Raw genomic sequence first — 21,255 nt, 5'->3', positions numbered from 1 at the left:
ACGGCCACGCCGCTCACCTGGCCGACGGGTGAGCTTGACCGGGCGTGCCTCCCCCAACGAACCGAAAGATAATGCGATGAAGCCCTTTGAAGCGACCATCACAGCCGTCCCCACCCGCACCGGAGAGGTCGTAATCCCGGTGGAACTCCGCGCGGATGTGGACCAATTTCACTACGCGCCCGCGCGCCGCGCCGGCGATTTCGTCTATCTCTCCGGCATTGTTGCCGCAAACGGCGAGACCAAGCCGATGAACGCCGAAGGGTTTCGCCTCGAACTGCGCCGTGTTTTCACGCTGATCGCGCGATTGCTGCATGCCTGTGGCGCGCGCCTCGAGGACGTTGTCGAGCTCCAGATGTTCCATGTGTTCGGAAGCGACCGCCTGGCCCTGGACAAGGCCGGCCAACTGGCGGTGATCGCCGCGGTGCGGGACGAGTTCTTTGCCGCGCCCTATCCCGCCGCAGTCGAACTTGCCGTTGCCGAACTCAACCCCGACGGTGGCCTGGTCGAGATCAAGGCGACAGCATTCGCGCCACTGCCCGGTTGACGGGCTTCCCGGTCCATCAAGGCCTACCGGGTCTCGCCGCGGACACGTGCGCTCATTTGCCGGCAAGCGGCATCGGCCGCCCAGGCGACGGTCTCGGCAATGCCGCCGAAGGGGTAGAGATGCAGCAAGACCGTGCCGAGATTCCGGCCTGCCATGCCATCTGCGAGCCGGCTCATGAAACGATCCGGCCCTACCTTGTCGACCAGGTTGGCGAGCGAAAATCCGTATTTCCCGACGATCGCCGCGGATGACGCTACGCCGAATTGTACTGCAAAGCGCAGCAGCCGCCTGACGTCGGCAGGTCCAGGCACGCCGATGCGGATCGGCACATCGATGCCCCGCTCCCTCACCCGCACGATCCAATCGACGATTGCGTCCGCGTCGAAACCGAATTGCGTCGTGATCTCCACCGTGCAGCCACGGGCTTTCAAGAGCCCGATCTTCTGCTCCAGAGCTTCCCAGAGCCGCGTTCGGTCAATCCTCGGGTGTCCTTCGGGATAGCCGCCGATGCCGACATGGGTGATGCCGTGGTCTTCGATGATGCCGCCGGCAATCAGATCGAGTGAATCCTTATAGGGACCGGCGGGTGACGAGGGATCGCCGCCCACGAACATGAAACGGGTGGGACGCGCAGCAACGATCAGGCCGGCGAGCAGCTCGTCACGGTCCTCGACCGATTTCAGCCGCCGGGATGAAAGGATCGGAACGGGTTCGAACCCCCATTGCCGGATACGTGCCGCCGCCTCGATGCGCTGCGCATGGGTCTCGTTTCCGAGGAAGGCGATGTTGATCGGCGTACCGGCAGGAATGGCGAATCTCGCAGCTTCGATTTGCCCGATATCCTTGCCGGTAATCTCCAGCGAATAGTTGTGAAACAGCGCAGTCTCCAAATCGTGTCTCGCAAACGTATTCATGGGCATCCTTTGCCGGCGCGGCGACGCATGGGTTGCCAGAGCCAAACGGCGCAGACCGCCGGGCCTGGATATCTCCCGATCTAGGGCTTGGCCCAATCGGAGGCAGGTGCTGTTTTCTCGGGTGGCTGCACCACCATGCCTCCGCGCATTTCCTTTGCTCCGGGCACCAACCCCTCAGGGCATGCGCCAACGAACTCTGCATCGAGCGTTGACGATTGGACGACCATCTCACCGCTAAGGCCGGCGCTTTCGGTGCGGATGGAAAGTCGGTAGCGCGTCGAAAAATCGCCATCGAGCGCGACGAAGAGATCGGCGGCGCCGGTGAAACCGGACAAGCATTTGGCGGCGAGTTTGTAGCTGGCGCCATCGCGGTCGAAGGACTGCACTTCGCATTCGTCCCTGAAATCGGACCAGATGTCGCTCTCGACCAGATTATAGGACGTGTCGTCGACGCACATTTTCCAGTCGGCAAAGGCGTTGTCTTGCGACGTAAACGCCCAAAGACCGGACTTTCGCTGAGGCAAGTCGTCCGCCAATGCAGGGCCGGAAGCCAACAAAACCGTGAGCGACAGCCCGAGCAGCGCGACTGAACACCGGGAACCTGCGTGCCGAAAGGCCTTATCCGGCAATTCGTTGTTTGCAACCATTTATTGCTCGACGCTCTCTTCGTTTCACCCTGTGGGGGTGATCTAACCCAAGCAACCGGCTCCGTCGATGCGCCAAGCGCCGCAGGCTCTTCGGGCGCCGAACGCCCGTTAAAAGCCAAACACGGTCGTCGCCCCCCGGGAGCCGGCATCGGACAGTGATGCCGCTTGGGCGGAACTGACGGCGGGCAGGACTCGAAAGCGCCCGCCCGTTGCCGGGCAGGCGCTTCATGAATTGGTCAATGGTCTCAGGCGCGGTTAGCGGCCGTAGGCAGTCCGTGCGATGCTCTGGATGTCCGAGCGCTCGATGCCGAGGTCGCGCAATTCGCGAGAGGACATGCGGCCCAGTTCGGAGACCGTCTGCCGGTACTTGAGCCAGTTGTTGAAAGAGCGTGCTACGTTCATGATGATCCCCTTTCCTTGGGCTTTCGAAGCCTAGCTGCCAGTCCTTGGCGCTTCGTTCGCTTCGATGAGGGGAATATAGTCGACAGCCCTCGCGCACAGTAGCGCCAAGACGTCAGCCCACCCCTGCAAGCCGCGCATGGATCATTGTTCCCCTGGGCACTGCAAAAGCCGGGCAGGCCAATCATCGAGAATGACGACTGGGAGCAACCGCCCCTTCAGAGGGATTGTGCCCAGCCCTGATAACGTTGGACTTACCGGGGCTGGGCCACTTCATGCTTGGTCGAATGGCAGATGCCTCAACCTCAGCGCATCATTGCGCCGACATTGCCGCCGTCGACGGTCAGGACCGCACCGGTGCTGGTGCGCGCCTTGGCCAGGTGGACGAAGGCGGCCGCAACGTCTCGGGCCGTCACCTCTCGGCGAACCAGATTGCCGCGCATGTAGCTTTCCGGCGAAATGCCACGCGCCTGGCTGCGCTCTTCTATCATCTGGTCGGTCATCAGGCCGGTGCGGATACGGTCGGCATTGACGGCGTTCGAGGTGATGCCGTCGGCGCCGTGTTCGACCGCATACTGGCGCATCAGCGCCATCAGCGCCGCCTTCGACGTTCCGTAAGGACCGAAGTCGGGGCCGGGATTAACCGCCTGTTTCGAGACGTTGAACACCAGCGCGCCGCCGGTCTTCTGGGCTTTCATGATCCTGACGGCGCTGCGGGCGATGTAATGATGCCCCCAGAAATTGAGCGCGAAGGCCTTCTGGAAGACCTCCTCCGATACATCCAGCAGGGCGCCCTGGAAGGCGGCACCGGCGTTCGAGATGACGATATCGACGCCGCCGAAATGTCTGGCGACATCTGCGAGAGCTGCATCGACCGCCTCGGGTTTCGTCACGTCGCAGACGATACCGATGCCACCCAGCCGGGCGGATTCCTTCTTCAACGCATCTTCGGCAAGGTCGAGCAACGCGATTTCGGCGCCCTCGGCGTGCAGCGCCTCGGCAATTGCCAGCCCGAGACCGCCGGCACCGCCGGTGATCACGGCGACCTGGCGGCTCAGCGGCTTCTCTGCCTGCTTGGTCAGCTTCACCTGTTCCAGCGACCAGTATTCGATGTCGAACAGATCCTCTTCCGACAGCGCTTCGAAGCTCTCGATACCCTCGGCATTGCGGATCACGGCGATCGTCGCCTCCGCGACGTCGGCGCCGACACGCGCGGCCTTCTTCGCCGGGCCGGCGGCAAACAGGCCGATGCCGGCGACGTAAAAGACGCGCGGCATAGGATCGAGCATGCGCTTGATGCCGCCGACGCGGGCGTTGTTGCGCTCGAAATAGGCGCGATATTCTTCGTTGTAAGCGGCGACGGCTGCGCGCACCTTGTCGGCCCAGGCGGTCATGTCGCCGGCAACGGGCGCAGGCAGCGCCACACCGAAGCGCTTGATGTGGATGACGTGCTCGGGAGTGGCGTTGCCGCGATGGACCAGATCGGCAACATTCTCGGCATTGCAGAAGTCGAGAACCTCGGGGCCGGAGCGATGCTCCAGCACGAAGCGACGCGGGCAGCCTTCGACGCCGCTATCGATTGCGATGGCGCCGCGCAGAACCGGCGCGATCTGGGCTGCCGTTGCCAGCGAAGCCGCCTGTTCGACGGTCTTGAACGGACGCGGGTTGCCTCGGGCGATGCGGCGCTCGGCCTTGTCGATGGCGGCGATCATCTTTTCGTAGGAGTCACGCGGATCTTCCGACCAGGTGAAGATGCCGTGTTTCAGGAGGATCATGCCGTCGGCGCCCGGATTGGCGCGGAATGCCTCGTCGCAAGCCTTGGCGAGATCGAAGCCGGGCATCACGTAGGGAACGATGATGGAATCCGGGAACAGTTCGCGCACCAGATCCTCGCCATGTGGCTGGTTTGTCAGCGACACGATCGCATTGGCATGGGTATGGTCGATGTGCCGGAACGGCAGGTTGGCGTGCAGGATCGCTTCGACCGAAGGGTTCGGTGCTGCGGGATCGAGCAGCAGCCGGCGCTGCAGCATCACCATGTCGTCGTCGCTGAGCGTCGGGAATTTGACCATGGCCTGTAGCGGCTCCAGCCTGACGGCGGGCAGGCCCGCGGGCTCGATCGTGCCCATGTCCCAGCCGCTGCCTTTCACGCACAGAACGGCGACTTCGGACCCATCCATCTCCGTAAACGTGGTTTTAACGGAGGTGTTGCCGCCGCCGTGCAGCACCAACTCTGGGTCTGAGCCGAGAAGGCGCGTCGTGTAGGTGCGGATCGCAAGGTCCCGGTTGACGCCGGCGTTGACATAGGTGTCGACCACACGGGCGAATTCGGTTTCTGACCATCTGGATTTCATCAAAGGCTCCTGTCTTCCCGCGCTTGGCAGCGTTTCCTGTGGGGTTTGAAAATCAAGTCTTGTCGCCGGCTGCACTCGATCGTTCTGCGCGCAAGACGAACGACCGTTCTGCGCGTGCCGCGATGAGACTGGGCGGCCTATCCGCCAGCGGCCCGTAGGCGAAGCTTCGCTTCTGCGCCGCCGGTCCAGGGCTGAACGCGCCGGAAACTGCTATCGACGACGCTAGTGAGCTGCAGCGGGTTTGCGGAGGCGAGAAAGGCTGGACGCAGCGCTCGGCTGACTGGTTCGTTTCCAACCCGCTTGTGCGCGCCTATAGTCGTCCATTGCATCTCGGCGTCTCCCAAAACCTTCGCTGAGACAATTGCCACCACGATGTGTCATGTGTCAACACACATGGCAAATTTGTTTGACGGCGGACACTTTTTCCGCTTCAGGAGAAGCCATGACAATCCGGGGGAGCAGAGGATGATGGATACCGCGCGGGGAAACCGGGCAGTCGGCGAAGGCATTGTGCTGCCCGCCGAATTCGACGATGGCGTCGTCTGGGCCGCCTGGCTCTACTACGTCGATCAGCTCACCCAGAGCGAAATCGCCAAGATGCTCGGCGTGTCCAGGGCAACCATCGTCAACTACCTTCAGGAAGCCCGCGAGCGCGGCCTGGTCAATATTCGCCTCAACACCGAAGTCGGCTCCCGCACCGGCATCGCACGACGCCTGAAGGACAAGTTCGGCCTCGAAGGTGCGCTGGTCATTCCCGCCCTCGACAACAGCGACCTCGTGCAGCGGCTCGGCGAAGCGGGTGCGCGCCTGCTTGCCGACATGGTTCAGCCGGGCGACACGATCGGCGTCGCCTGGGGACGGACGGTGCTTGCCGTCGCCGACAGCATCTCGCTCCCCGAGCCGGTGGAAGGATTGACAGTCGTGCAGGTCTCCGGAAGCTCGATCGCCAACCCGGACTTCGCGCCTGAATTCTGCACATCGCTGATGTCGCGCCGCATTCACGCCCGCTGCATCAACCTGCTTGCGCCGGCCCTGCTGTCGACGCCGGCGCTGAAGCAGGCGCTTCTGGCCGAGCAGGTGCTGGTCAAGCAGTTCGAGCTCATCCACTCCTCGAACATCATCCTCTTCGGCGTCGGCGACATCGGGCCCGAGACGCTGATCCGTTCGGCCAACATCACCGGCCAGGAAGACATTGACGCTTACCAGGCCGGTGGTGCGGTCGGGGTGCTGATCTGCCGCTTCATCGACGCCGAAGGGCGGCCGGTGCGCGGCGATCTCGACAACCGCATGGTCGGCATCGAACTCAACGAGTTGAGCCAGGTGCCGCGGCGCCTGTGCGTTGCCGGTGGCGCCAGCAAGCTGACGGCGATCCGGGCGACGTTGAAGGGTGGCTATCCCACCCACCTCGTCACCGACATCGCCACGGCGGAGTTGCTGTTGCAGTAATAGTCCTGCTGCCCGGGATAGAACCGGGCAGTGGCTCTTCTGTGCGTCAATCGCGTGTCAGTTTGCCTTCACGCGCGCATTGTTCATGAAATCCCAGGTCGCCTCGAACGAGGTGATCCCCGCATCCGATCCGAGGCCGGTCGCTACAAGGGCTGCCGACGCCTGGGCGAACTTCAAGGCTGTCTCCGTCTCCATGCGATGATGCAGGCCGGCAATGAAGCCGGCATTGAAGGCATCGCCACAGCCGGTCGTGTCGACCACGTCGATTTCGAAGGCAGGCAGGCGCAGGCTCTTTCCATCGGCATCGAGGAAGCAGACGCCATCGCCACCGAGCGTGAAGATGCAGTGCTTGACGCCGAGATCGGCAAAAAAGCGGCCGGCATCTTCGGCGGAATTCTGGCCGGAGATCAGCATGGCTTCCTCCACCGAAGGCATGAAGTAGTCGATAAAGGGGAAGAGCGGCCGGATCAGCGACAGCGTATTTTCATTGGCACCCAGCAGATCGAAGGTCGTGGTCCGGCCATAGCGCTTGGCCTCCTCCAACAACACGCGGCTCGGTTCGCCGTCGAGGCGATCGAGCAGCCCCGTGCCGCCGAGATGGACGATTGGTGGCGCAAGCACCCGCTCGCGTGCTTCGGCCGGGATCTCGAAATGGCCCGAAGCGCCCCGCACGTGCAGCGCCGGCCGTTCGCCGTTGCGACGAATATTGAGAATGCTCGCGGATGTCGGCACGCCGGCAAGGCGCTGCATCTCCGAGCAGTCGACGCCGAAGCGCTCCAGCGTGGCGAGCACGAAGTCCGCCTTCTCGTCGTCCCCGACGGCACCGACCGCCAGGCAGTTCAGCCCGAGCTTGGCAAGGTCGACGACCGTGCCGCCGGCCGTACCGGCAACGGTGAGACGGATTTCGTCGATGAATTCGACATTGCCGCCGGACGGGATCCGGTCTACCGGCCGGCCGAGAATATCAAGAATGTACAATCCGATTACAGATACATCGTGCGCCATGCACTTAAACCTTCCCTACTGAATTCGTGACTGCAGATCGCAGTCTTTGATTAGCCTCTTGCACGAAGCGAAAAGACCGTGCCGGCGAGAACGATGAAGACGCCGATAATGGCGAGCTGCCAGGTGCTCGGAATGCCGACGAGAATGAGGACGTTGCTCACCAGCGTGATCAGCACCACGCCAAGCAACGTCCCGATCACGCTGCCCGAACCGCCGGTGATGCGCGCCCCGCCAAGAACGACCGCGGCGATGATCTCAAGCTCCATGCCGGCAAGATCGAACGGATTGGCAAGCCGGTTGCTGGCGACATGCATGATCCCGGCAATGCCGGCGAGCAGACCCGCATAGGCAAAGACGAAGATATGCACGGTGCGCAGATTGTAACCAAGACGTTCGGCGATGCCGGGATTGCCGCCGACCGCATAAACCGCCCGACCGATCAGCGTGCGCTCGAGGATCCACCAGGTCACCACGGCTGCAACGGCGAGTACGAGCACGAAGGCCGGCAGAGCAGAGATCGAGCCATTGGCGCTTTGATGGGTGAACAGCGCGAGCTTGCCGAACGCCTCCATCGATCCCGGAATGTTCATGAACAAAGCGGTGCCGACGAAGGTGAGCAGGAAGCTGCGAATGACATATTGCGTTCCGATCGTCACGATCAGCGACGGTGCGCGCAACGTGTGGACGAGCAGACCGTTGAGCGCCCCGAAGCATGCGCCACCGGCAGCCGCCACCAGCAGGATCACCGGCATCGGCAGCCCTGGCAACAGGTTGGTCACCAGCATCGTCACTGTGTACATGACGAAGGCGGCAATGGCGGTGAAGGAAACGTCGATGCCGCCAGACGCCAGCACGACCAGAACCCCAAGCGCGAACAGCCCGCGCACGACGGAAGCGCGCAGGATGTCGAACAGGTTCGACACCTGCCAGAAATCCGTGTTGATCGTCCCCACGACCAGGCAGACGAGCACGATCAGCGCGAAGGTGACAACCGGCGGATGGCGCAGCAGCCAGCGCCAGGCCGAGCCGATCGCAGCCTTGTTGCTGCCGTCAGGGGTGGCCCCGTTGAATGTCGTGTCAGTCATTGCGGGGTCCTCACAGTCGTCACTTCTACCAGGGCGCTATAGAGCGTCTCTTCCTTGAGCGTCTCGGCCTCGAAGGTCTCCACCACTTCGCCCTTGCGCATCACCATGATCCGGTCGCAGTTCTGCAGCAGCTCTAGCAGGTCGTCGCTGATGATGATGACGCCCATGCCCTCGTCCGCGAGGCGCTGGATGATCCGATAGATCGTATCCTTCGATCCGACATCGACGCCGACGGTCGGGCCGTGCAGCACCAGAAGCTTCGGATTGATTGTCAGCCAGCGGCCGATGAGAACGCGCTGCTGGTTGCCGCCGGAGAGCGATTGCACCGGGTTGGCGACATCGGGCGTGACGACCTGCAGGTCCTCGACTGAGCGCTCGGCGAGTGCACGGCTGCGACGTCCGTCGAGGATGCCGAAGGCGCCGCGCAAACGATCGAGCACCGGCACGACGATGTTCTCCTCGATCGGCTTTTCAAGAAAAAGGCCTTCCGAAAGCCGATCCTCCGGGACATAGCCAATGCCGGCCCCGATGGCGTCGGCCGGCTTGCGCGGCGTTACATCCTTGCCACCCAGGCGGATGCGGCCCGCGTCGGCCGGAACGACGCCGGCAATGGCGCGGGCGAGCTCGTTGCGGCCGGAATCCAGAAGACCGGTGATGCCGACGATCTCGCCCCGGCGCATGGAGAAGGAGACTTTGGCAAAGGCGCCCTTCAGCGACAGGGCATCGACGGACAGCAGATCCTCGCCAAACTTCGGTGCGGAGCGATAACGCGATTCGTCCAGCACCTTGCCGGTCATCCAGAAGCCGAGTTCGGCCTTGGTGTGATCGGCGATGTCGCATTCGGCGACCTTCTGACCATCGCGCATGATCACGGCGCGGCCGCCGATCTCCTTGCACTCGTCAAGCTTGTGCGTGACGAACAACACGGCGACGCCCTTGGCGCGCAGCCGAGTGACGATGCCGATCAGATTGTCGACCTCGTGTTTCGTCAGCGCCGTGGTCGGCTCGTCCATGATGACGAGGCGGGCGTCGGAGGCGATGGCGCGCGCAATCGCAATGAGCTGACGCGTCGCCATCGGCAGTTCGTCCGTGCGCGTCGACAGGAAGGCGCGGTTCGTCGGCAGGTTCACGGCAGCGAGCGCCCGTTCCGCCGTCTGGCGCATCTGCGTGAGGTCAAGGCGCCGGGCAAGCCTGCCGGAGGCGGCGACCAGTTGCTGCGTCAGGCCGACATTTTCGGCGACGGACAGGTTGGGCAGCAGCGAAAAGTCCTGGTAGACGGTCTCGATCCCGGCCGCGAGCGCCGCAACGGGAGAGAGATGGCCGACCGGCTTGCCATCGATCAGCAGTTCGCCGGCATCGGCCGGCTGCGCGCCGGAAATGATCTTGATGAGCGTGCTCTTGCCGCAGCCGTTCTCGCCCATCAGGTGATAGATCTGCCCGGGCTCGATCGACAGGCTGACACCCTTCAGTGCGCGAACGCCGCCGAAGCTTTTCTGGATGTTGCGAATCTCCAGATAGGGAATTGCGGCTTTCGCGATTTCGCCGCCTGGATGCGGCGCGCCGGCTTCGTGCTTGAGCTGCATGGCACTGTCCTGACCAAAAAGAACGAGGCCTGCGGCACCATCTCCTCACATCGCAATCGATCCATCGAGAAGATAGGCAGCAGGTTTGAAGCGTTACAGCGTCCTGGCGCATCCGATTTGACGCGCGGCGCTATAGCGGCATTCGACGTGTGATGCCGGGCTCACGATCGAGCCCGGCATCACTGTCATCTTGACCCGATCAGAACGGGTACTTGGCGTAGTTCGACTTGTCGACGTCGACCCAGGCCTGGCCGACCACGATCACGCCTTCGCCCGCACCCTTCTTGACGGTGACCTTCTCGTAGCCGGGAACGCCGAGGTCCATGCCGTCCTTGAGCGCCTCGCCCTTCAGCACCATGTCGGCGACCTTGTTCATGACGTAGCCAGCATCCTTCGGATCCCAGAAGCTGATGCCGTCGACGGCGCCCGATTCCAGATAGGAGCCGGTGTCCTTCGGCAGGCCGATGCCGAAGACGCAGGTCTTGTCCTGCAGGCCTGCTTCCTCGACGGCGCGGCCGATGCCGATGACGTCGATGGCCGAACCACCCTGGAAGCCCTTGATGTCAGGGTATTTGCGCAGGATTTCACGGGCCTTTTCATAGGCGCGGTTGGCATCGTTGAAGGATTCGTTCTTCTCCGAGACCAGTTCCATCTCGGGATACTTCTTGGCATTTTCCGAACCGCCATCAGCCCATTGCACGTGCGTCAGGCTGCCGAGCGAACCGACGAACGAAGTCCACTTGCCGGACTTGCCCATGCACTCGGCAATCTTTTCATTGAACCGTGCGCCAAAAACCTTGTTGTCGAAGGCCTCGATGTCGACGAGCGTGTTCTTCATGTTGTCGGCTTCATGGGTGATGACCTTGATGCCGCGCTGGCTGGCGCGCTTCAGCACGCCTTCAAGAGCGGATGCGTCCATCGGCACCACGGCGATTGCCGCGACCTTCTTGGCGACCAGATCTTCGATCAGTCGGCCCTGCTGGGCCGCATCAGCCTTGCCCGGGCCGACCTGGCTGGTAGCAACGTCAGGGTTTTCCTTGCCATAGGCATCGACGCCCTCGTTCATGCGGGTGAACCAGTTTTCGCCGGTGACCTTCACCACGGTGACGATGCTGGGCTTTTCCTCGGCAATGGCGGCCGTGGTGGCAGTCAGGGCTCCAAGCGCGACGGCGCAGGCAGCGAGTTTACGAATGGCAAGCATGCATTCCTCCCAAAGAACCTTCGAATTTTGACAGATCGGCCGGCGTGCGAAGGCGTCTCGCCGGCCCTGGAACTTAGGGTCAGCCGCGCAGCGCCCGCACCCAGGCCTTGGCGTCGAAACCGGATGTAGCGAGAAAGACCAGCAGCAGCACGCCCCAGGCGAGGTCGCGAAAGAAGTTGGAGATGTCCATGAAGTTGAACAGGCTCGACAGGATCTGCAGCGACGTTGCCGAAAGAACGACGCAGATCACCCGGCCATAGCCACCCTCCGGGCGAACGCCCGCCATGACGGCAATGAGGATCGCGATCAGCACGTAGGAATTGCCGTAGTCCCACTTCACGCTCGATGTGCGGGCGGCAATCACGATGCCGGCGACCGAGGCAAGCAAGCCGCAGGCGGTATAGGTCAAAAACAGGATGCGCTTTTCCGCAATGCCGGCGTACCGCGCGGCCTTGGCATTGTTGCCGAGCAGCAGCAGCCTGAGACCGAACGGGTTGTAGCGCAGTACGCCGCCGAGGATCAGCGCGATCAGCAAGAAGAGCGCGAAGCACAGGGGAACGCCCAGAACCGGCGTATTGCCGAAGGCATCGAGCGGTTCAATGTAGCCGAGACCGAGTGCGGACCCGTTGGTGAAGGCGATCGCAAGGCCGGTAAAGAACAGCTGCGTGCCGAGCGTCGCGATGATCGGCGTCAAGCCGGCGCGCGCGATCAGGAAGCCGTTGAGCATTCCGCCGGCGAGACCGACCAGTAGCGCAATGCCGGCAAAGCTCCAGCTGAACAGCAGCGGTGCGTCATCGGGCGAAACCGTGTCGCGCAACACGAGATAGGCGACGACACCTGACAGGTTGGCAAGCGCGATGCCGGAAAGATCGATGCCGCCATTGCCGGAGATCATCGCCAGCATAACGCCGAGTGCCAGAAGGCCGAGCTCGGGGACCTGGCCGGCCATAGATTGCAGATTGTAGATATCGAGGAAGCTGGCACCGACCAGCACGCCCCCCGCCACCAGCACGGCAACGTTGACGACGGCCAAAAATGCCAACTGACGATCAACCCGAAATTCCAAAGCGCGCCCTCCGTCGTGGTCGTTCGCAAGCCAGCGCGACCACGGCTCCCAGCGCGCTTCAGGGCACGCTCCGTGACCGCGCACCGGGACCTCTTTCGAGTTCGGATGCCGCGACGGCCGACCTGACGAGGTCGGCGATGACATTTGCCAAACACTGTTGTGTATTGTCAACAGCAATCTGCCGCCACGGTCCTATTTGTCTGAAAAGTTTGGAATTTCCCCAACAGAAACACGACTTCCATATCGCCATTTCTGAACCAAGCGGGAGTTTGGACCGACTGAGAACCGGTCCAGGTTGTTTCCGAACGGCAAGTGGTCAGGCGTTGCCGAACGGCCGACGACCTGGGCCATTCGTTCAGCGGCAGTGCAGCGTCACGGGTGCTGACAAGGAAAACCCTGCACGCGAAGAGATGCACCCTTGCCGTCAACCGACAGGTGATGGAGAAATCCTGTTTGCAGCGGGCAGGCTCTGGTCGTGCAGCACGATAATTATGTCGTAGACAGGCTCTAGTCGCAGCGCCGCAAATCCTAAAATCCGGCTTCAGTTTCAATCAGGGTCGCAATCAATGGCAGAGTTTCCGCAAAAGGCGAAGGTCGTAATCATCGGGCTGGGTGGCATCGTTGGTGCCTCGATCGCGCATCACCTGATCGAGCGCGGCTGGGACGACATCGTCGGCATCGACAAATCCGGCATCCCGACCGATATCGGCTCGACCGCGCACGCGTCGGACTTCTGCTACACCACCAGCCACGATTACCTCTCGGTTTGGACGACGCAGTATTCGATCGATTTCTTCGAGAAGATGGGTCACTACGCCCGCATCGGCGGCCTGGAAGTCGTACGCACTGGCGACGACGTCTGGATGGAAGAAATCAAGCGCAAGCTTTCCTCGGCCAAAGCCTTCGGGACCCGCGCCCACTATGTCTCGCCGGCTGAAATCAAGAAGATGTTCCCGCTGATCGAGGAAGATCAGGTCATGGGCGGCATGTTCGACCCGGATGCAGGCCTCGTCATCCCGCGCTCGCAGACGGTTGCCGGCAAGCTGGTCGATGCGGCCGAGAAATCCGGCAAGCTCCAGATCTTCGGCAACACGCCGGCAACGTCGCTCATCGTCGAGAACGGCCGCATCAAGGGCGTCGTTACCCATCGCGGCACCATCATGGCCGACCATGTCGTCGTCTGCGCCGGCATATGGGGTCGCCTGATCGCTGAAATGGTCGGCGAAGATCTGCCGGTCATGCCGGTCGACCATCCGCTCACCTTTTTCGGCCCGTACAACGAATTCGAAGGCACCGGCAAGGAAATCGGCTTTCCGCTGCTGCGCGACCAGGGCAACTCCGCCTATATGCGCGACACGGGGGATCCGAAGACCACCGAAGGCGGACAGATCGAGTGGGGCTATTACGAGACCACCAACCCGCGTCTCTGCCATCCGCGCAACATTCTCGAAAAGCACGAGGCGCGCCTGTCCCCATCGCAGCGCGACCTCGATATGGAGCAGATCATCGAGCCGCTCGAGCGCGCCATGGAACTGACGCCGATCCTCGGCGAACTCGGCTACAATGAGGGCCATTCCTTCAACGGCCTCTTGCAGGTCTCAGCCGCCGGCGGGCCTTCCTGCGGCGAGAGCCAGAAGGTGCGCGGCCTCTGGTATTGCGTTGCCATCTGGGTGAAGGACGGCCCCGGCTACGGCAAGCTGATCGCCGACTGGATGACGGATGGGCGCACCGAGATCGACCACGCCTCGATCGATTATTCCCGCTTCTACCCGCACCAACTCGAGGAAAAATTCATCGAGGGCCGCTGCTTCGAGGCGGCGCAGAAGATCTACTATCCGGCCGTGCATACGCGCGAGCCCTATGCCAGCGGCCGCAATGTCAAGCGCTCGCCCTTCTACGAGCGTGAGAAGGAGCTCGGTGGCTACTTCATGGAGCTCGGTGGCTGGGAGCGCGCCCACGGCTACGCCGCCAACGAACACCTGCTGGAGAAGTACGGCGACCGGGTTCCCGTGCGCGAGAACGAGTGGGACAGCCGCCATTTCTGGCGCGTGTCCAACGCCGAACATCTGGCGATGAGCGAGGATTGCGGCATCGTCAACCTCTCGCACTTCCACATGGTCGACATCGCGGGTCCGGACCATGTCGAGCTTCTCGAGTGGCTGTGCGCCGCCAAGATCGGCGGCGACGGCAATATCGGCAAGGGCATCTACACCCACTTCCTCGACGACGAGGGCATGGTGCGTGCCGACTTCACGGTCTTCCGCATGGAAGACCGCTGCCGCCTGGTGAACGGTGCCGATGCCGGTCCGCGCGACTTCCAGTACATGCGCCGCGTCGCCGAAGATCGCGGCCTTGACGTCACCGTCACCGACGTTTCGGAGAAGTTCATCACCATCGGCATCTGGGGGCCCAACGCCCGCGACACCCTGAAGAAGGTTGTTGCCGATCCGGCGGGCCTCGATATCGAGAACTTCGCTTTCGCCGCGATCAAGCCGATCGAGATCGCGGGAAAACACGTCACCGCCTTCCGCATCTCCTATGTCGGCGAGCAGGGCTGGGAATTGCACATGAAGTATGAGGATGGCCTCGCCGTCTGGGACGCGCTGCGCTCAACCGGCGTCATGGCCTTCGGTGTCGAGACCTATGCGAACTCGCGCCGCATGGAAAAGAGCCTGCGGCTGCAGAACGCCGATCTTCTCACCCAGTACAACCTGATCGAGGCTGATCTGGCTCGTCCGAAAGTGAAGGACGTGGACTTCCGCGGCAAGGCCAAACATCTTGAATACAAGGCCCGCGAGCATCAGCCGGCCATGCTCTGCACGCTCATCATGACGGAAAACACCGATAGAAACGGCGTGAAGCGATACCCGGTCGGCAGCCTTCCGGTCATGGACCCGGAAACCGGCGCGGTGCTGATCGACGAGCTTGGCCGCCGCTCCTACACCACCTCCATCGCCTTTGGGCCCACGATCGGCAAGAACATCGCGCTTGCCTATCTGCCCTGGTCCCATTGCCAGGTCGGCCGCAAGCTGAACGTCGAATACTTCGCCGAGACCTACCCCGTCGAAGTCGCCGGCGTCGGCTACAAGCCGCTCTACGATCCCGAGAACCTGAAGCCGCGGAGCTGATCGTCTCCAATACACATCGCCGCGCCCGCTTGGGCTTCACATCAACGCGCGCCTGCTTGGGTCCAAGCAGGCGCGTTGTTTTTCGGCACGTCCGCCTTTCCTTTGACGGCCAGCCCATTCGTTGACTGCTTTATGGGCGAACTCTGATTTTAGGCAAATGTCAAAAGAGAATTTCGATATGCCGATGCCGACAAAACGGCTCGTATAGGTCACGAGGCAAGTCCCCCTTATACGCGAGCGCGAAGCTCTCTCAACGGTTCGACGAAGCCTCGAAAGGCGCAAAGGGTTCTGCATTTTTTCGAACGAAAGTTCAGGCCCGCGAGGACCAACCGCTTTGCGCATCGTCATCATGGTGTTGCAATCACCCCAATGATAAACGAGGTTGGAACATCATAACCGATGTACCGGCCTCGCAATGTATAGGCCCGCTGACGTTTCTGTCAGACGGGCTTTTGATTTGGTTGCGGGGGCCTGAGGACACAGGGACTTGCAATTTCAGACATATAACACTCGTCGAAGGGAGCATTACGTCACACGCCGCGCCTACCTGAAGGCTAACCGGTGTGTTGATCACGTCCTTCTAAGACTATTCTAGGGAAGTTCGCGCCGCCTGTCGAAGCCACCTAGAACTTCACGACCAGTCCCAGGATCGGCCCCTGCTGAACGACATCAAACACAAATCCGTCGTTGCTGTAATCGACGCCCAATGCCCGGTAACCAGCCACGGCGGAGAACGTGTCGTTGAACTTGTAGCCAACCGTGGCAGCCACGTCCCAATCGATATCGGCACCGCCGCCGCCGACCAATCCCCAACCCGTCACGAAAAAGTTCGGCGTGATCGAGTAGGTACCTTTCAGTCCTCCGAGTGCATCGACCCAGGTATCGCCGTCATTTCTTGATTGATTGCCGAGAATACCACCACTGACCGAGACGGTCGTATCCGCGGACCAGACCCGTGCACCGCCAACGACATCAAGACGTCCCGTGCTATCCTCAAACACGGAATAGCCCGCGCCTACAAAGCCTGCGAACGTCTCGGCATCGACGTCCACACTGCTCGCGAGAATTCCCAAGGGCGTACCCTTGCTTCCGGATAGCTTCGTGTAAATGACATCGGCAAAAATGCTGTAGCGGTCATACCGAGCCTCGCCAATGGCCATGGCCGCGAAATCAAGATGGCCCCAGATGTCGCCGAAGGACGCGTCCACATTCACGGTGGGCAACCCGAAGCTCCTCACGTCGCCAGATAGACCTGTTGCCCAGAAGTATGGTGTGAATGAGAAGGTCCAACCGCTTTCGGTCTGAACGACCTTGGTTTCCGGCGCAACCGGCGTATAGATGTCTGCCGCGTTCGCGTTATCAAGTACCGTTGAAACGCCAGCGAGTAAAACGACGATGAGGCCAAAGGACTTCACGGCCTTCCGAACACCGAGCAAGCTTTCGTACATGTCGTCGTGGCGCGTCATCCGCGCTTCACTATCAGCATCGCGTTTCATTTGACCTCCATCACCCCCAGGAATCATTGCACTCACCATCATGGCAGGTGTTCGATGTTCGGCAATACCCACGTCTTGTTAAAGACGGCTTCGGTCGGTCCGTAGAAACGGAAGAGGACTTCGAACATGCCGGCAGGATCGGTGGGGGTCCAGTTGGCGTCTTTGCCTGTCGGTGCCGTAGGCCCGAAGTAGAGGTCCACCGTGCCGTCTGCGTTTACTTCCAGCCCAGGGCTTTGCGACGAACGGCTAGCGTGCTGCATCTCGCGGATGAGCGCATGGGTCTTGCGGTCGTAGACCGTCGCCGACCAGTACTGCCTGACGGGGGGCATCTGCGGGAACCTTTCAGGCGATAAGTCTTGCTGCCATCGAACGGCTCACCGGCCTTGTCGTCGATGACCATCAGGTAGAACTGGCCTTCACCCAGACGCTTGGGCGTGAAGAAGATGTAGGTAAAGAGGACGCCGCGGTCGTCGAGCGGATACACGTTCGGATCGGCGTAGTGCGATTGTACCGCCTTGACAAAGACAGGCGAAGCGGGGAAAGCTCAACGGCTGCCCTCCGCGAAGGACGTCTCGAAAAGCTGAGTGAACTTGCCGTCCAGCAAAGCGTGGGCATGCGCGGCTGCTTCGCCCAGGGCCTTACACATTTCGGGGTCAGGTGCGAAGGGCTTGCCTTTCTCGATGCCGATCGTGCGGAGCGTATCGATCATCGCCCGATCGCGCTGCAACCACGGCTCAGCCTGAACCACCCGGTCCAGCGCTTCGTAGAAGCGGATATCGTAGGGGGTCGTCGCATCGTAGAGGATGCCGTTCGCGTCCACATAGACCGTCTCGGGCGGGTTGGCCGCTTGCGACAGAGGGTACACCTTGATCCGCTTGCCGTACTCCACCGCCTTGGCAAGGTCGGCATCGCTGCCGCTGTTGAGGATCGAACGCAACAGCGCATATCCCCCATAGGTGAGCGACGGCAGCGCGATGTAGCCATCCGGAGCCTTCTCGGTGTGGCCGGGTGGGGGGATGAGATATTTCCCGCCCTTACCCTCATCCACTCCGGCCGGCCCCACGTCTTCGAGGGGCATCTGCCAGGCATCCATGATGGTGCCATTGATGATGCCGTCGCCAGCCGGCGGGATTTCCAGCACGACCGGCCCGACATCCTTCGTGTTGAAGTACGGAGTGAGGTAGACCACGTCGGTATTGGGGGTCAGCGTCTGGTTCTTCCAGTCGAGCAGGCGCGACCAGTAGAGCATCTGGTTGGCGCGGGCTGGCGTTTCCCGCAGCATCGCCTGGCACATGAGGTCAAGGTTGACCGCCGGCATTCCCCAGATCATGGCCTCGATGGCGCGGCGCTCGACGGTGCCGCGCATAAGGTCCTCTGGTGACAAAGGAGGCGCGTCCGCAGCGCGCGTCTCGTTTACGGGGTTAAACTTCAACGCCTAATCACAACCGACATGAGTTGTTATGAAGCGTTCAACGAAGCTTATGCCGAATTCTTTGGCGAAGATGGCCCGACGAGGACGACGGTCGCGGTGAAGGCACTTGCGCATTCGCACCAGCTGCCGATGATCAATGCTGTTGCGCACGTTCCTATTCCTCCGCCTTGAGCCGAGAAGCACAGAACCGTCGAACCGGGATCTTGTCCATAGAACGACTTGCGTCTTGTCCGACAGGCGAGAGCTTGCCGAAGAAGCGATCGTAGAAGTTCTATGGCTTGACGCGTTGCGACAGAAGCTTGCCGGAGAAGGCCCAATTGTCGTCGCTGACGTCATTGAAGACGATGCTGACCGACTCGCGCGTACACCCACAGTGTTCGACCAGTGCCTGTGTAACGGCCTCGGCCGTTTTCTGCTTTTGCTCGACGGTACGACCTTCAGACAGGTCAATTCTTATCCACGGCATGACGGGTTCCTTTCGAGAAACGGTTCAGTGACAAAGGACGCTTTCGGGGCAGGTGGGAGCAGCGTCAAGCAGGGCGACATCGCTAACTTTGCTCCGTTGCCAATTCCTTTGCGCGCACTGCGGCAGCGGCGACGGTTTTGTTTAGAATTCGCGGCATGGCCTCCGCTTGCTCGAAGACGGCCAGTCCTGCTGCAGTTGTGCCGCCAGGGCTTGCGACCGCATGCTTGAGTTCAAGCGGTGAGCGTGGATCCTCATCGACGAGCCCGGCCGCGCCAACGATGATCTGGCGCGCGAACAAATCGGCAGTTTCTTTCGAAAACCCGACCCGTTCGGCAGCCTGCTGCAGATGCTGCACAAATGAAAAGACGTAGCCCGGCCCACTGCCGGTGACCGCGGTTGCTAAATCGATTTCGTCCTCCGATTTCAACCAGTGGAAACGGCCGATAGCGCCAAAGAGGGCCTCGACAAGCAATCGGTCCTCCGTTGCGATGCCATCCTTGGCATAACCAACAGTGATCGATTTCCTCACCAGAGCGGCAAGATTTGGCATGACCCGCGCCACCCGCGCTCTGTCGGTCACCCCCTGCTGCAGCTTCGCAAGCGGAACTCCGGCGGCAATGGAGATGACAAGGGAGGACTGCAGATTCTGTTGCGTATTCACCAGCGTTTCCAATGCACTGGTCGGTTTGACCGCCAGAATACACGCCTCGAACTGCGCCGAACCGAGCGCTGCACTATCGTTTACGACTTTGATGTCATTTTGACTTCCCAAAATCTGCCTTGCCCTCGCTTCATCCGGGTCGATGACCGTCAGATCAAGGTTCTCGGCTGTATGCTGAAGAGCAAGCGCAATTGCAGACCCCATGTTTCCGCAACCGATCAGCAGTACGGAGCGCCGTTTCGAGGCAGGCGATATCATCTTTTGACTCCAATCAGCATGTATTATTTGGGACGCTTCGCGTATGGCGCGAAGCGTCCCATGAGATAATTGCTATCCCGATTGTTATTTTTCGCCCCAATGGCCGATCAGCTGGTATTCGGCAGGGCGATGACGGCGCATCCAGAGGGCACGACTGATGCCGAGCGCCAGTGCGACGAGATTGATGCTCGGAAGAATCCAGTTTATCGCTCCCTCCCGACCGGTAAACATCGGCAAGTTGCTGAGGACGAAGTAGACGAAGACCGCAAGCGCCACCGCGGAAATGGCAGGCGCAACCTTCCCTTCCCACCAAGAGACGCCGCGGCTATCACGCCAGAAGAATGCGATGATCGAGATTGCCGTGAGCAATTCCATGGCTGGTATGCTGACCGCAACCGGTACGCTTCCGACGATAAACAGGTCGAGATAAGGATCGAGGCCCTGCCACATGCAGTACAACAGAACGATGGCGCTGAAGAGGGTGTGGGCAAGGCTCGCCACCCACGCCGACCCGCTCTCCTTCGACTTTTTCGCAAAGACAGGATTGATGGCGCGGTCACGGCCCAGCGCGTAGAGGTAGCGGGCAGTGGCATTGTGGAAGGCGAGAATGGACGCAAACCAGCTTCCGACGACAAGCAGCGTGATAACATCGGCAAAACCGACGCCGACATACTGGCTTGCGGCCATGGTGAACATTTCCGTTGGTTTCTCGTTGGCAACGGCAACAGCCGAACTGCCGTAACCCTGCACGATGGCCCAGGTGACAAACGCCTGAAAAACCGCGATCAGAACAATCGACGAGAAAGTTGCTTTGCGTACGGTTGCGACCGGATCGCGCACCTCTTCGCGAAACAGCGCCGTCGCCTCGAAGCCTGCAAAGGCGGCGAAGACGAACAGCAACACAACGCCAATTTCGCCACCCACAATGGTATCAGGACGAAACGGCTGGAGCGATAGCCCTTCCGCACCCCCCGCAAAGACGATAGCGGCAGAAAGGACGACCAAGACCACGACCTCAACGACCATGATGACGCCGAGAACACGGATGTTCAGCTCGACGTTCAAGACGCCGAGAATCCCCATCGCCGCCAATGCCCCGAACGCCCATGGCTCCCAGGAGGTTTGCACGCCCGTCATCGATGCGAGCGCCTGGCTTGCAAAGACAGCGAAGGGACCGATGGCTCCCGTTGCCGCGATCGCATAGGCAAGTACGGCGACGAAGGCCGTACCAAGGCCGAGCGGACGCCCCAGGCCAGCGGCGATGTAGGAGAAGAGCGCACCAGCGTTGGGCACGAAACGCGTCATCGCGGTGTAGCCCACCGCGAAGATCGCGAGCAAGGCGCCGACCACCAGAAACATGCCGGCGGTTCCGATACCCCCCCGCCCGATTGCCAGTGGCGTCGAGCCAACGGCAAAGCCGAGAGGTGCTGCGGCCGCAATGACAAAAAACACCACGTCTTTGGCCCCGAGCCGTCCTGCCCGTGCGCCCGTCGACGCATCGGTCAAACTCTGCGCTCCCGAGCCGGGTTCATCCGACGAGTACATGTTGGTCATGACATTCCCCTTTTTG

18 protein-coding genes are annotated in these 21,255 nt (G+C 61.4%); 3 read left to right on the top strand and 15 right to left on the bottom strand.

Going from position 1 to position 21,255, the window contains the following annotated elements:
• Positions 1-34 precede the first annotated feature (34 nt).
• Entirely contained in the window at positions 35-544 is a 510-nt protein-coding gene (locus BLJAPNOD_RS07515) for a Rid family hydrolase (RefSeq protein WP_199565909.1), read from the top strand.
• A gap of 23 nt (positions 545-567) precedes the next feature.
• Here the strand turns inward: BLJAPNOD_RS07515 and BLJAPNOD_RS07510 are convergent, their stop codons facing one another.
• The 4 genes from BLJAPNOD_RS07510 to BLJAPNOD_RS07495 form a co-directional block, all read right to left on the bottom strand.
• Positions 568-1,458 (bottom strand): methylenetetrahydrofolate reductase, encoded by an 891-nt coding sequence (locus BLJAPNOD_RS07510; RefSeq protein WP_115419377.1) that lies wholly within the window; start codon positions 1,456-1,458, stop codon positions 568-570.
• Positions 1,459-1,538: 80 nt separating this feature from the next.
• Positions 1,539-1,982 (bottom strand): DUF3617 family protein, encoded by a 444-nt coding sequence (locus BLJAPNOD_RS07505; protein WP_147294531.1) that lies wholly within the window; start codon positions 1,980-1,982, stop codon positions 1,539-1,541.
• A 378-nt stretch (positions 1,983-2,360) separates the two neighbouring features.
• Entirely contained in the window at positions 2,361-2,507 is a 147-nt protein-coding gene (locus BLJAPNOD_RS07500; protein ID WP_077502675.1) for a DUF1127 domain-containing protein, read from the bottom strand.
• 302 nt (positions 2,508-2,809) lie between these two features.
• Positions 2,810-4,858: a bifunctional aldolase/short-chain dehydrogenase gene (locus tag BLJAPNOD_RS07495; RefSeq protein ID WP_077502676.1), complete on the bottom strand. Its 2,049-nt coding sequence runs from the start codon at positions 4,856-4,858 to the stop codon at positions 2,810-2,812.
• A gap of 465 nt (positions 4,859-5,323) precedes the next feature.
• Between BLJAPNOD_RS07495 and BLJAPNOD_RS07490 the strand changes: the two genes are divergently transcribed.
• A complete protein-coding gene (locus BLJAPNOD_RS07490) occupies positions 5,324-6,304 on the top strand; it encodes a sugar-binding transcriptional regulator (protein WP_244610892.1) in 981 nt (326 codons plus the stop codon).
• A 57-nt stretch (positions 6,305-6,361) separates the two neighbouring features.
• Here BLJAPNOD_RS07490 and BLJAPNOD_RS07485 read toward each other — a convergent pair whose 3' ends face one another.
• The 5 genes from BLJAPNOD_RS07485 to BLJAPNOD_RS07465 all read right to left on the bottom strand — a co-directional run bounded on the left by BLJAPNOD_RS07485 (position 6,362) and on the right by BLJAPNOD_RS07465 (position 12,244).
• A complete protein-coding gene (locus BLJAPNOD_RS07485; protein ID WP_077502678.1) occupies positions 6,362-7,309 on the bottom strand; it encodes a sugar kinase in 948 nt (315 codons plus the stop codon).
• A 50-nt stretch (positions 7,310-7,359) separates the two neighbouring features.
• Positions 7,360-8,394, bottom strand: coding sequence for an ABC transporter permease (locus tag BLJAPNOD_RS07480; protein ID WP_077502679.1), 1,035 nt, complete (start codon positions 8,392-8,394; stop codon positions 7,360-7,362).
• A complete protein-coding gene (locus tag BLJAPNOD_RS07475; protein WP_077502680.1) occupies positions 8,391-9,977 on the bottom strand; it encodes a sugar ABC transporter ATP-binding protein in 1,587 nt (528 codons plus the stop codon). Before BLJAPNOD_RS07475 ends, BLJAPNOD_RS07480 begins: the two co-directional genes overlap by 4 nt.
• 199 nt (positions 9,978-10,176) lie before the next feature.
• A complete protein-coding gene (locus BLJAPNOD_RS07470; RefSeq protein ID WP_077502681.1) occupies positions 10,177-11,178 on the bottom strand; it encodes a substrate-binding domain-containing protein in 1,002 nt (333 codons plus the stop codon).
• 79 nt (positions 11,179-11,257) lie between these two features.
• Positions 11,258-12,244, bottom strand: a complete 987-nt coding sequence (locus BLJAPNOD_RS07465; protein ID WP_244610891.1) for an ABC transporter permease — start codon at positions 12,242-12,244, stop codon at positions 11,258-11,260.
• Between the two features lie 566 nt (positions 12,245-12,810).
• Here BLJAPNOD_RS07465 and BLJAPNOD_RS07460 point away from each other — a divergent pair.
• Complete coding sequence (locus BLJAPNOD_RS07460) at positions 12,811-15,372, top strand: FAD-dependent oxidoreductase (RefSeq protein ID WP_077502683.1); 2,562 nt, start codon at positions 12,811-12,813, stop codon at positions 15,370-15,372.
• A gap of 623 nt (positions 15,373-15,995) precedes the next feature.
• Here BLJAPNOD_RS07460 and BLJAPNOD_RS07455 read toward each other — a convergent pair.
• The 6 genes from BLJAPNOD_RS07455 to BLJAPNOD_RS07430 all read right to left on the bottom strand — a co-directional run bounded on the left by BLJAPNOD_RS07455 (position 15,996) and on the right by BLJAPNOD_RS07430 (position 21,239).
• Positions 15,996-16,868 carry a hypothetical protein gene (locus BLJAPNOD_RS07455; protein ID WP_244610890.1) on the bottom strand — a complete coding sequence of 291 codons (873 nt, stop codon included), beginning with the start codon at positions 16,866-16,868 and terminating at the stop codon, positions 15,996-15,998.
• A gap of 38 nt (positions 16,869-16,906) precedes the next feature.
• Positions 16,907-17,197, bottom strand: coding sequence for a DUF1214 domain-containing protein (locus BLJAPNOD_RS35895; RefSeq protein WP_244610889.1), 291 nt, complete (start codon positions 17,195-17,197; stop codon positions 16,907-16,909).
• A 215-nt stretch (positions 17,198-17,412) separates the two neighbouring features.
• A complete protein-coding gene (locus tag BLJAPNOD_RS35890) occupies positions 17,413-18,234 on the bottom strand; it encodes a DUF1254 domain-containing protein (protein WP_244610888.1) in 822 nt (273 codons plus the stop codon).
• 337 nt (positions 18,235-18,571) lie between these two features.
• Positions 18,572-18,766 (bottom strand): tautomerase family protein, encoded by a 195-nt coding sequence (locus tag BLJAPNOD_RS07440; protein ID WP_077502684.1) that lies wholly within the window; start codon positions 18,764-18,766, stop codon positions 18,572-18,574.
• Positions 18,767-18,848: 82 nt separating this feature from the next.
• Positions 18,849-19,685 carry a pyrroline-5-carboxylate reductase gene (proC, locus tag BLJAPNOD_RS07435; protein WP_115419374.1) on the bottom strand — a complete coding sequence of 279 codons (837 nt, stop codon included), beginning with the start codon at positions 19,683-19,685 and terminating at the stop codon, positions 18,849-18,851.
• Between the two features lie 84 nt (positions 19,686-19,769).
• The gene (locus BLJAPNOD_RS07430; protein ID WP_115419373.1) at positions 19,770-21,239 is read right to left on the bottom strand and encodes an APC family permease; all 1,470 of its coding nucleotides are present in this window, start codon (positions 21,237-21,239) and stop codon (positions 19,770-19,772) included.
• Positions 21,240-21,255 lie beyond the last annotated feature (16 nt).

It is taken from the genome of Ensifer sp. M14, assembly GCF_003355565.1.
GTDB lineage: Bacteria > Pseudomonadota > Alphaproteobacteria > Rhizobiales > Rhizobiaceae > Ensifer.
This window is presented reverse-complemented; position numbering and strand designations above follow the sequence as displayed.